Below are 12,007 nucleotides of genomic sequence, written 5' to 3' on the forward strand. Positions count from 1 at the left end.
ATTTGAAAGAGTCCTTTTTTTATACATGATGACAAGAAACAAAATGATCATCACCAACATTACGAAATTCTGGTATTGTTTTTTTACAAACATCTGTTGCAAACGGGCAACGTGTATGAAAACGACAACCTGAAGGTGGATTTGCTGGACTTGGAATATCCCCTTCTAGTATAATTCGCTCTCGCTTCACTGTTGGATCTGGTATTGGAACGGCTGATAACAATGCTTTTGTATACGGATGTAGCGGATTGGTAAATAACTCATCACGCGGCGCCGTCTCCACAATCGTACCTAAATACATAATTCCGATTTTCGTACATAAATGTTCTACTACACTCAAATCATGTGAAATGAATAAATAAGATAATCCCTTTTTCTCCTGTAACTCACTAAATAAATTAATAATTTGTGCTTGGATAGATACATCTAGTGCCGCCACAGGTTCATCAGCTACAATGAATTCTGGATTTAACACCATAGCCCTTGCGATTACGATACGCTGACGTTGTCCACCAGAAAACTCATGGGGATACCGGTCAATATGATAAGGAGCTAAGCCACATAACTCCAATACTTCAATTACCTTTTCACGAACATTTTCTTTCGTCGCTAATCCGTGGGCCAACATCGGCTCTCCAAGCGCTTCTCCAATTCTCATTCTCGGATTTAATGAGCTAAATGGATCTTGAAAAACAAGCTGCATATTAGGACGATGTTTTCTCAATTCATCCTTCGATAAAGAATGAACATCTTTCCCTTTAAACTTCACTTCCCCCTCCGTTTTTTGAATGAGACGTAAAATTGTTTTTCCTATCGTTGTTTTTCCGCTCCCTGATTCGCCAACGAGACCAAACACTTCGCCTTTATTAATAGTAAAACTTACTCCATCAACTGCTTTTACATGTCCGATCGTTCTACTAAATATGCCACCTTTAATTGGAAAATATGTCTTTAGGTTTTTTACCTCTAATAATGGTTCACTCATTGCTCCGCACGCTCCTCATATAACCAGCAAGCTACTTTATGATTTTCATCATTTACATTTAGATTTGGGACTTCTTTTTCACATATTTCCATACAATGCTCACAACGCCCGCTAAAGTAGCAAAACTCATCCAAACCAACTAAATTAGGAACTTGCCCTGGAATAGAATATAGTTTATCTATTCGTTTTCCCATCACTGGTTTTGATTTCAACAAGCCTTTCGTATACGGGTGTTTCGGATTTTGGAATATCTCTAGTACTGGGGCTTCTTCAATAACTTTCCCGCCATACATAACAACAACGTAATCAGCCATTTCTGCTACAACGCCTAAATCATGTGTAATTAGTAAAATAGATGTTTTAAACTCTTCTTTTACTTGTCTTAATAAGTCTAATATTTGAGCTTGGATCGTAACATCAAGAGCCGTTGTCGGTTCATCAGCAATTAATAACTTAGGATTACAACTAAGCGCAACAGCAATCATAATACGTTGTAACATCCCGCCGCTCAATTCATGCGGATAAGAATGAACAATTTCATTAGCACGGGCTATGCCAACTTTACGAATTAACTCAATTGCTTTCTTATACGCTTCATTTTTACTAAGTAATTCATGCTCCCTTAGCGTTTCTACAATTTGCTCACCTACAGTGAAGACCGGATTTAGCGATGTCATCGGTTCTTGGAAAATCATCGCAATATCATTGCCTCGTAAACTACGAAGTTCTTTCTCTTTCATTCCTAAAAGACTTTTTCCTTCATATAAAATATCTCCACCCACTACACTGCCAGATTCAGCAATAAGCCCCATAATAGATAAAGCCGTTACACTCTTCCCGCAACCTGATTCTCCTACTACACAAACCGTTTCACCTTCTCGAACAGCAAAGCTAACATGGTTTACAGCCTTCACTGTCCCTTCCTCTGTTTGAAAGTGTGTTTGTAAGTCTTTTAGCTCTACTACCGCTCTACTCATACCTTCTCACCTACCTTCTCATCTTTGGATCTAACGCATCACGAAGTGCATCACCAAGTAAATTAATTGATACAACTGTTATAAAGATTGCAAAACCAGGCGGAATCCATAACCACGGACGCTTTTGGAAATCAATTAATGAGTTAGCTGCGCTAATCATGTTCCCCCATGATGGTGTAGGTGGGACGACGCCGAGACCTAAGTAGCTTAGCGCGGACTCACTTAAAATAGATCCAGCCACACCCAAAGTTGCTACAACAATAAGTAACGGAAAGACGTTAGGAATTAGATGATGAATGATTTTTCGAGAATCTTTTAATCCTAATACATCTGCCGCTTGCATAAAGGCTTGCTCCCGCAATGTTAAAATTTGTCCTCTCACAAGACGGGCAAGTCCTGGCCATCCTACTAAACTTAAAATAATCATTACAACATATAAACGGTACTCCGATGGTAATTTCCATTCTGATAAAATTGCTCCCATTATAATAAGTAGCGGTAATCCTGGAATGGACATTAAGACATCTGCAACACGCATAATTAAATGATCTACAACTCCTCGATAAAAACCAGCAATGGCTCCTAATAGAGCACCTAGTATAACGGATAGTAGCATCGACGCTAAACCAATTGTTAATGAAATACGCCCTGCTTGCATAAGTCTAGTTAAAATATCCCGTCCCAACTGGTCTGTTCCAAGCCAATGTGACAGGCTGGGTGGTTTATTAATTTGTGTTACTTGTACTTTCCCATCAGCATACGGTGAAAAGATTGGACCGATAAAACTAAATAAAAACATAAATATTAAAACGTATAAGCCACACAGTGCCATCTTATTTTTCTTGATTTTTTTATACGCTTGGCGCCATGGTGATGATTCATTTCTCTTTTTCCGTTCTTTCTTTTTCTCTATTATGGGTGTAATAGTCTCCATATCTTTCCCCCCTTACTTCAATCGAATTCTTGGATCAACAAACGCATATACAATATCAGCTAAGAAATTAGCCATAATCGTTAAACAAGAAAGAAACATTGTAAAGGCCATTAATACCGTATAATCACGGAAGTTTAATGCTTCTAATTGAATACTCCCAATCCCTGGCCAATTAAAAATCTGTTCAATAATAATAGCTCCTGAAAATAAACCCGGTAATTCAAAAGCGAGTAATGTAATTGCTGGCAAAATTGCATTTTTCAATGCATGTTTATAAATAACGGTTCTTTCTTTTAAACCTTTTGCACGAGCAGTACGAATATAATCTTGCCTAATAACATCCAACATGCCCGTTCTAAAATAGCGTGTTAACGATCCTACACCAAGAAGAGTTAAAATAAATACAGGTAGAATCATATGACGTAATACTTCTAATATGTATGCTATCCCTGTTGAGTTACTCCCAATATCAATCATGCCACCAATAGGTAATAACTTTAAATCAACTGCTAATAATTTAATTAAAAATAGTCCGATAAAGAATGATGGAAATGACATTGCTGCAAAGACACCGATTGTTACCAATCTATCAAACCAAGAATGCTGCTTTGTTGCAGAAATAACCCCAATAATAAGAGCAATAATCCAAGTGAAAAATAAAGCTGCAGCAGCAACAATAAATGTATTCCAAATGAATTTATTAAGTAATGAAGTTACCGGTTCTTGATACTGTAAAGAAAATCCAAAATCACCATGCAAAGCATTCACTAACCAATGAAAATACCTTTCAATAATCGGTTTATTTAAACCGTACAACTCTCTTAATTCTTGAGCCCTCTCTGGTGTTAATTTTGGATTTGAATCGATATAATCACCCGGTAAGAGTGCAAATAAGAAAAAGATAATAATAGACGTACCAAACAATGTAGGAATCATTTGTAGAAACCTACGAATGATATATGTTTTCACCTTTTGTCTCCCCAATCCTATTTACTTAAAAATAGAAGAACATTTTTTCAAAACAGCTACCATTCCATTGCTGTGTGAAAAAACGTCTTCTATTATTTAGGTCAACCCTTATTGTTCAATAGATAACACTGGTAAGTTGGAACTGATGCTATCGTACTTTTCTGGATCAATTCCTTTTATACGTGCATTATGAGCATAAAGTAGTTTACGATAGTTTAATAAAATAACTGGTGGATCATCACTTAACTCTTTATACAGCTCTTTATAAATCGCTTTACGTTTTTCAATATCTGTCGTTCCTATACCTTTTACAATCAAATCATCTACTTTCGGATTATTATAACCCGTATCACTTTTTGGATTAGTTGATAAGTACTCACTTACAACTTCACTTGGATCACTAATTCCTGGTGTTGAAACTGCCGCTAAATCGTAGTCACCTTTTCCTACTTTTGAAAGCATCGTATTAAAGTCCATCAACTCTGGATTTAATTCAACACCAATTTCTTTGTAACTTTCTTTTGCAATCGGAATAAAGATATCATTTGTTTTACCTGTATTTGATGCGTAGTATGTTAATTTTAATTTTTGACCATCTTTTTCACGAACCCCGTCAGAACCTACTTTCCAACCAGCCTCATCCAATAATTTTTTAGCCTTTTCTACGTCATGCGGATATTTATTAATACCTTCTTCTGTATATGCCCATGAAACTGGAGCAATTGGTACGTTAGCGACAGAGCCATAGCCTTGTAAAGCTGTATCCACATACTTCTTACGGTCTAATCCATAAGTAAGTGCTTGGCGTACCTTTTTATCTTTCAAATACGACTTCTTATTATTTACATAGATATAAGCAATATCACTTGATGATTCAAGATTAATATTTGCAAACTCTAATCCTTTTAATTGGTCTATATTTTCAGGGTTCGCTCTAAACCCACTATAGTCCAGTTCACCTGTTTGGAATAATTGGAATCCAGTATCACCTGATGTGATTTTGTAAATAAAGTTTTTAATTTTTGGTTTACCTGCATAATAATTTTCGTTAGCAACAAAGCGGACTTCTTGACCTGGAACATATTTTTCAAATTTATATGGACCCGCTGCAATTGGTTGCCCATATAATGCTTTTAAATAGTCTAAACTTGTATTTTGTTTATAATCTTTTCCATAATAAGCTTTTGATAGCACTGGGCCACCTAAATTCGTTAGCGCCTGTGAATTAACTTTTTCAGTTGTAATTTTAATTGTCTGTGGATCAACAACTTGGATTCCTTCAATAGAAGTTGCTTTTCCTTCTTTATATTCTTTCCCACCTTTAACAGCATACTGAGCAATATCCAATCCACCTTCATACGCTTTATCATGAAGTAGTGTTAATGTAAATGCTACGTCATCCGCTGTTAAAGGCGACCCGTCACTAAATTTTAAGTTTTTACGTAAGTGGAATGTATATGTTAACTGGTCAGCAGAAATATCCCATTTTTCTGCAAGATCCGGAACAGGTTTACTTTGTTTGTCTGTTGTTACTAATGAAGCAAAAATAACCGACGTTACATTTCCATCCCAACCATTATCTTGGAAATACGGAAGGAAAACTCCCCCTGGCTTAGAAATGGCTGTAATGAAAGTATCTTTTCGTTGATTTGCTTTCTCTGGACTTTTCTTTTTATCTGTAGCTGGAATTGATTCAATCTTAGAATCTTTTAAATCCTGCTTTTTTACTGGTTCTGTAGAAGCCGTATCCTCCTGTCCCCCACAAGCAGATAACACAAGCGAACTACTAAGTAATACTGAAAATACACCAGCCCATTTTTTTGTCTTTTTCTTCATTGTCCCCACCCTAACTGTTTAATAGTTATACCCTTTGAACTTATTAGCTTATGTATGCCTCCCACAGCACATTTATAGCCAATCGGAAAAGTCGGTTTTAATCAAAAAAAATAGATGTTTTTGAGGGGTAACAATCTTATTCCGACCTTTCCGGTAGACTTTATGGTTATTAGCTTATATCGTTCAGTATATTTTGTCAATTCTTTCTAAATAAATATTTTGAGAATTTTTCCAAAATTATCACTCTATCCTTATACTTTAAGAAAACTCAGCTATAATTCGTATTAAAAACTTAAAAATCTACTTCTATTTCTTCAGCATGAAACATAGAATACTAATAACCAATTACCAAAAAGGGGGCGAAAATATGGACAACCTATTCCAATACGTCCTGCACTACGTATTATTAACAATTATGATAGTCGGGGCGCTATTACTATTCCCGTTCTTCCCAAAGTTCGTCCTCTTTTTAGCTTTTTTTATCATGCTCGGGATCGCTATTATAATTTCAACGAGAGAAGATACCACGCAAAAAGAGAGCAGAGTTCAGCGCGTAAAGCTGTAACTTTGCTCTCTTTTCGTTTTCATTCACTAGTCTCTTTTACACATATTTATCCCACTATTTTCCGGTCAGTAAGACCCTCACCTCAAAATTCAGCGAAAGCAAAGAAGTTAGGTGGGGGGCGTGCTGCCCGTAAAAGCCCGATTCGTGAGGACTGATTAAAGTCTCACTTTATCTCTCGGGAAATAATTAGCCTTTGTTTTTGTAATTACTCCTATCGAAAAACCACTAATGACATTTATTTTTCACCTTATCATTTCATATGTTTCACAAGCTATGCAAATTGAGGAACACGAATTTATCTAAGTTACTGTTTCACGTGAAACACATCGCTTTATTTAACCTTTAAAGCCAAATATCATTATGAAAAAAGCCACTTCCTCCAGCAAAACTGAAAGGAAGTGGCTTTCTACTCATTACTCCACAATATTCTCTAATTCATTATATAACTCTGCTCGTAACAACTCTTTCTTCGTTTTTTCCTCATATAATTTTTCAAGTCTTTCAACATCAGCTACATGTTCCATTTCACATTCTATTGCATATACATCTTCTTCTACATGCATTAACTCGTTTTCAATCTCTTCAAGATTCCTAGCTTCTTTCTCTTTTACAGGAACCGTTTCAACACTTTTTTTTCCTTGGCGTTTCTGCTTTATTACTTGCTTCTCAAGCTTTTCTTCCCACTTTTGACGAGCCCATGCATAGTTTCCTGCAAACTCAAATAATTTACATTCATCAATCCAGTACGTCTTTTCAAATAACTTATTTAAAAAATATCGATCGTGTGAAACAGCTAAAATCGTCCCGTTATATTGCTCAAGGGCTTCCTCTAAAACTTCTCTTGATTCAATATCAAGATGGTTTGTCGGCTCATCTAAAATTAGAAAATTGATGTCTTGATACATAAGTTGCGCAAGTCTTAACCTCATTTTTTCTCCACCACTAAGTTGCGTTACTTTCTTAAATACTGCTGGACCATAAAATAAAAACTTAGCTAATATATGTCTTGCTTCTCCCTCTGTTACAGCCACATTCTCCCTGAATGCTTCCAATACATTACTCTTCATATTTTCATACATATGCTGTGATAAATAACCGATTTTCACACTACTACCAACCCTAATTGCGCCAGCTTCTGGTTCCATTTCTTTTAATAGTAATTTTAGTAAAGTGGTCTTCCCTGTGCCGTTGCGACCAACGATAGCAGCACGCTCTTGAAAACGAACATGTAAATTCGCTTGTTCAAATAAAGGTCGGCCAGCAAAACCTTTACTCACTTCTTTCATTACAACAACATCTTTCCCGCTTCTCTCTTGCCCTTCAAACTGAAGACCCATCTGTTTTCGTTCTAAAATCGGCCTCTTTAATTTCTCTATACGTTCTAACGCACGTTCCATATTTCTCGCTCTTTTATGCAATCCTTCATTCGGAGGGTTCGCTTGATTTGCCCATTCACGTAGACGCTTAATTGCTTCTTTCATTTTCTTTATTTTCTTTTGTTGCTCCTGATAAGCTTGAAACTCTTGAAGTAATCTTTCTTCCTTCTCCTCAACGAACTGAGAATAATTCGTATGGTACACGTGAATCTCTCCATCTTCCAAATCAAAAATTTTCGTTACAACTTCATCAAGGAAATAGCGATCATGTGAAATAACCATAACTGTTCCATTATATTCTTTTAAAAATTGCTCTAACCATTCAACTGCAAACAAATCTAAATGATTTGTTGGTTCATCTAATAGAAGTAAATCTGGTTTCTGCAATAGCATATATGCAAGGCTTACTTTCGTCTGTTCTCCTCCACTTAATTCCGTAAATACTCTTGAAAATAAGTTTGTCACTTGTAAGCCATTTGCTACCTTCATTATATTTGCCTCTATTTCATAACCACCGAGAAATGCAAATTTTTCTTGAATTACTCCGTACCTCTCCATTAGCTTTTGCAAAGAAGATTGTTCCTGCTCTTCTGCCATATTTTTTTCTAGAGTATGCATTTCTTTTTCTAATTCCTTTTCTACTTTAAAAGCGGAACTCAATACATCATATACAGTCATGGCCTCATCAAACTTCGGAATTTGTGCGACATGACCAATACGTGTACCTTTCTTCATATGAATAACTCCTGTATCCAAACTCTCCATTCCCGTTAGAAGCCCAAAGATTGTTGTCTTCCCACTACCGTTACGACCAACTAACCCAACACGTTCACCATTCTTTATTTCAAGCGATATATTTTCAAATATGATGTTTCCACCAAAAGATTTCGTTACATTATTTACACTACAAATAGTCATTTTCCGTACTCCTTTCAATATAAAAAACCATGAGAAAGAAACATTCCCATGGTTTTCGGCATAGAAAAAGGAAGCCAAATAGCTCCCTTTTCACACGTTTATTAAAAATGGGTGAAGAGATTCCTATCGTTCAATAGTCACTATGCAATTGTTAAAAAAGGGCATACGTATCCCGTTAACAACTACATCATGAAAAATCGCACGACAAAAATAGATAAAATCTAAAAATTTGGCACGTGCAGCTAAAGAACGTTTCATCTCATTCACCCCTTTCGTACGGAATTTAATACTTACTTCTTTATTATACTTCCCTATTTCATGTTTGAATAGTCATTTTTCTGAAAATAATGAAGATAGACTAAACATTTCAATGAGTGACATCAAATCTTACAAAACTGTTATGTTCACGTAATAGAAAGCGATAGTACGAAAAGATGCCTCCCTATACAATAAAGATGTAAACAAGAGAGACAAACAAAAGGAGGAAACAAACATGATAAAAGAAATCGTAAAAGCAATCTTTGAGGTATTAGTGAACGGACAAGCAGTTGTAAAAGAACTAAATGAACTATAAAAAGGAGTGAAGAAATATGATGAACATGGTAAAAATGATTTTACACGCTTTGGTCGATGCAAAAGCAGTTAGCCAAGAATTAAACCAACAATAAAAAGACCTGCGGTAGTATGTCAACTGAAAAATAATATATTTTGAAGTTATCAAAGGACAAATTGCTTAAAAAAGACATCACGAAACTAGACCAGCACCGCATGTAAAATACTGGAATTGATTGAAAGGTAGCGATGACAAGTTTTATGTCACACTTTCACACACCTTTCAGGCGTAAAGAGTTGGTGATTACGTAGTAGCGCATCCACCAATCGCACAAATTTTCTTGCGGTTAGAACGAGTGCACGTTTGTGTTGATGTTTTGGTACTTCATTATACTTTTTTGCGTAATATTCTTGGTATTCCAATACATGCTTTCTTACAGAGTTGGCGGCTTCAACTAAGTAATACCGCAAGTAATGATTCCCATTACGAGATAATGAAGTATTTTCAGCGGTGAACCGGCCAGACTGGTATGTACGCCAATATAACCCGGCATATTTTGCGATTTTGGTTTCATCGTCAAATCTTTCGATTTGGCCAATTTCAGCGATAATACCAGCGGCATATATAGGCCCGATTCCAGGAATGGATTCTAATGTTTGCGTTAATCCAGCCATGATCCGCTTAATAGATTTTTCTAGTTCTTTAATTTGTCTTTGATAGGTACGAATGATTTCGATTGATGTTCCTAAAAGAATATCGATTGAGTCTTCTACCACCTTATCTAAACGGTACGACGTGCGAACAGCCTTTTGAATGGTTGATGCGACACATTTCGGGTCACCAAATCGATTTTTACTCTTTTCCTGTAGGAACTCAGCGAGTTCCTCTAAAGGCATGTCAGCTAGCTCTTCTAGACTGAATTTTTCAAGGAACAATTCCATCATGGCGTTACCAAATATAGAAGAATCGACTTCTTGTGAGAACGTATTACATTTATAACTTAGGTGTTGTAGAAAATGTTGTTTCTCCTTTGTCAACATTCTAACGAGTTGATAACGAGCTCTTGTTAATTGCTGTAATGCCACGTATTGACTTTCTTTCACGATGGACATTTGATTTCGCCCAAATCGTAAATAATCAGCGATGACAAAGGCATCAATTTCGTCAGTCTTATTCATGTCTGAATAACTTTTCTTGAAGTTTGCGACTTGTTTTGGATTTAGAAGAAATACCTTTGTGCCAAATCTTTTTAAGTCTTCGTCATGATGGAGAAACATGGATGGGTGAAAACTGTAAACAGATGTAGATTCTAAGCCGATTTTTAAAGTTTCAACCTCTTGATTGGTTGTGCACTGTAATAATCGTTCTTTAAGTACCTGTGCACCTGGTAAGTCATTACTGACTGAAAAAGAATCTAGCTTTTCTCCTTCACCATTTAAAAAGCAAACTTTCATATCAAACGAACTTACATCTAGACCAACAAATAATCTCACGTAAGAGACCTCCTTTCGATTTAGAATCATTGCTTGGACGTCTCGAGATATCTCTAGTGTGTACGCCGACCAACAACCTCGTGTATAAGAGCTAGTCCTGAATCGAAAGCCGCCCTAGAGCTACTAACATCTAGGTTCGAGGATCAGGCTGCTCAGCCTGCGAGTAGGGAGCCCCGCGCGTTCACTGAGAAACACTCTTTTCGTGTGGTAAATCCACAGGGGAATACAGAATTGTCCCAAATGATCCTAAGACCATTATCTAGAAATATCTTGAGACGTCCAAGTATTTTCTTTATTACTGGACTCTTATTAGAGAGAAAAACTAAGCCTGAGATAGGGCTTAAATATTAATATACGAGGGGTATATGAATATGAAGAAAGCCATTATTATAATTGCAAGCACAGCAATTACCTTATACACAATAAAAAATAGAAAAAAGAAAAATACTGAAAATGTTCTATATTATCCATACACACTATTAGAGAAAAAATAAAAGACAAGGTACCCTATCGTAATGAGGATATCTTGTCTTTTATTTTTCCCCTTATTCCTTTAGAGGATTTCCTTCTCCTTTTCCCGAATGTATTAAGCGGGATTTTTACACATATTTTAAAGGGGCATATATATAAATGGATACACAACAACTATATTTTTTAAACGATATCGGTAAACAAAAACCAGAAAGTATTCGGAATAGAAGCGCTGCATGTCCATTTTGCGATACAGAACATTTAACGGATATTTTAGCAACTGATGGTTCTATTATTTGGTTAAAAAATAAATTTCCTACATTACAAGATACATTTCAAACAGTGTTAATTGAAACCGATAATTGCGAAGATCATATCGCAACATATACAGAAGAACATATGCGGAAATTAATGCAATTTTCTATTCAACATTGGTTACACTTACAGAAGAAAGAAGAGTTCGCATCTGTAATTTTATACAAAAATCACGGTCCATTTTCAGGTGGAAGTTTGCATCATGCACACATGCAAATTATCGGAATGAAATATGTAGATTATCTTGAAAATATTGAAGAAGAAAATTTCCAAGGGGTAATTGTTCAAAAAAACGAACGCATTGAGCTTAATATTTCAGAGCGTCCCATTATTGGCTTCACTGAATTCAATATAATCATTGATAATATTTCATATATAGATGACATGGCAAATTACATTCAGCAAACTGTACGTTACATACTGACAGATTTCCATAAAGGATGCAGTAGTTATAACTTATTCTTCTATTACTTAAATGGAAAAATCATTTGTAAAGTTGTTCCTAGGTTTGTCGTTTCACCGCTGTATGTAGGATATAAAATACCTCAAGTTTCCACAAAACTAGAATACGTAAAAATACAACTAGCGGAGTATTTCACAAAATGAAACGATTAT

11 protein-coding genes are annotated in these 12,007 nt (G+C 35.8%); 3 read left to right on the top strand and 8 right to left on the bottom strand.

The window, feature by feature from the left end; all coding sequences use genetic code 11:
- Positions 1-19: 19 nt before the first annotated feature.
- From MHI28_RS16850 to MHI28_RS16870, 5 genes are all read right to left on the bottom strand, one after another.
- Positions 20-985, bottom strand: a complete 966-nt coding sequence (locus tag MHI28_RS16850; RefSeq protein WP_001294490.1) for an ABC transporter ATP-binding protein — start codon at positions 983-985, stop codon at positions 20-22.
- Positions 982-1,962, bottom strand: coding sequence for an ABC transporter ATP-binding protein (locus MHI28_RS16855; RefSeq protein ID WP_000085616.1), 981 nt, complete (start codon positions 1,960-1,962; stop codon positions 982-984). Before MHI28_RS16855 ends, MHI28_RS16850 begins: the two co-directional genes overlap by 4 nt.
- Positions 1,963-1,972: 10 nt before the next feature.
- A complete protein-coding gene (opp4C, locus tag MHI28_RS16860; RefSeq protein ID WP_000447957.1) occupies positions 1,973-2,896 on the bottom strand; it encodes an oligopeptide ABC transporter permease in 924 nt (307 codons plus the stop codon).
- 12 nt (positions 2,897-2,908) lie between these two features.
- Positions 2,909-3,865 carry an ABC transporter permease gene (locus MHI28_RS16865; protein WP_000860687.1) on the bottom strand — a complete coding sequence of 319 codons (957 nt, stop codon included), beginning with the start codon at positions 3,863-3,865 and terminating at the stop codon, positions 2,909-2,911.
- 108 nt (positions 3,866-3,973) lie between these two features.
- Positions 3,974-5,701, bottom strand: a complete 1,728-nt coding sequence (locus MHI28_RS16870) for an ABC transporter substrate-binding protein (RefSeq protein WP_000730676.1) — start codon at positions 5,699-5,701, stop codon at positions 3,974-3,976.
- A 367-nt stretch (positions 5,702-6,068) separates the two neighbouring features.
- Between MHI28_RS16870 and MHI28_RS16875 the strand changes: the two genes are divergently transcribed.
- Positions 6,069-6,266 (top strand): hypothetical protein, encoded by a 198-nt coding sequence (locus tag MHI28_RS16875; RefSeq protein WP_000369259.1) that lies wholly within the window; start codon positions 6,069-6,071, stop codon positions 6,264-6,266.
- Between the two features lie 413 nt (positions 6,267-6,679).
- On the opposite strand, the gene abc-f is transcribed toward MHI28_RS16875, so the two are convergent.
- From abc-f to MHI28_RS16890, 3 genes are all read right to left on the bottom strand, one after another.
- A complete protein-coding gene (gene abc-f, locus MHI28_RS16880; protein ID WP_000150891.1) occupies positions 6,680-8,560 on the bottom strand; it encodes a ribosomal protection-like ABC-F family protein in 1,881 nt (626 codons plus the stop codon).
- A gap of 123 nt (positions 8,561-8,683) precedes the next feature.
- Positions 8,684-8,818, bottom strand: coding sequence for an RAxF-45 family protein (locus MHI28_RS16885; RefSeq protein WP_000830643.1), 135 nt, complete (start codon positions 8,816-8,818; stop codon positions 8,684-8,686).
- Between the two features lie 558 nt (positions 8,819-9,376).
- A complete protein-coding gene (locus MHI28_RS16890; protein WP_100909797.1) occupies positions 9,377-10,606 on the bottom strand; it encodes an IS110 family transposase in 1,230 nt (409 codons plus the stop codon).
- A 365-nt stretch (positions 10,607-10,971) separates the two neighbouring features.
- Here MHI28_RS16890 and MHI28_RS16895 point away from each other — a divergent pair, with 365 nt between their 5' ends.
- The gene (locus tag MHI28_RS16895) at positions 10,972-11,100 is read left to right on the top strand and encodes a hypothetical protein (RefSeq protein ID WP_002083998.1); all 129 of its coding nucleotides are present in this window, start codon (positions 10,972-10,974) and stop codon (positions 11,098-11,100) included.
- 136 nt (positions 11,101-11,236) lie between these two features.
- Entirely contained in the window at positions 11,237-11,998 is a 762-nt protein-coding gene (locus MHI28_RS16900; protein WP_002162952.1) for a DUF4931 domain-containing protein, read from the top strand.
- Positions 11,999-12,007: the final 9 nt, after the last annotated feature.

The sequence above is a fragment of the Bacillus sp. FSL K6-0268 genome (genome assembly GCF_038005425.1).
In the GTDB taxonomy this organism is placed as follows: Bacteria; Bacillota; Bacilli; order Bacillales; family Bacillaceae_G; genus Bacillus_A; species Bacillus_A thuringiensis_S.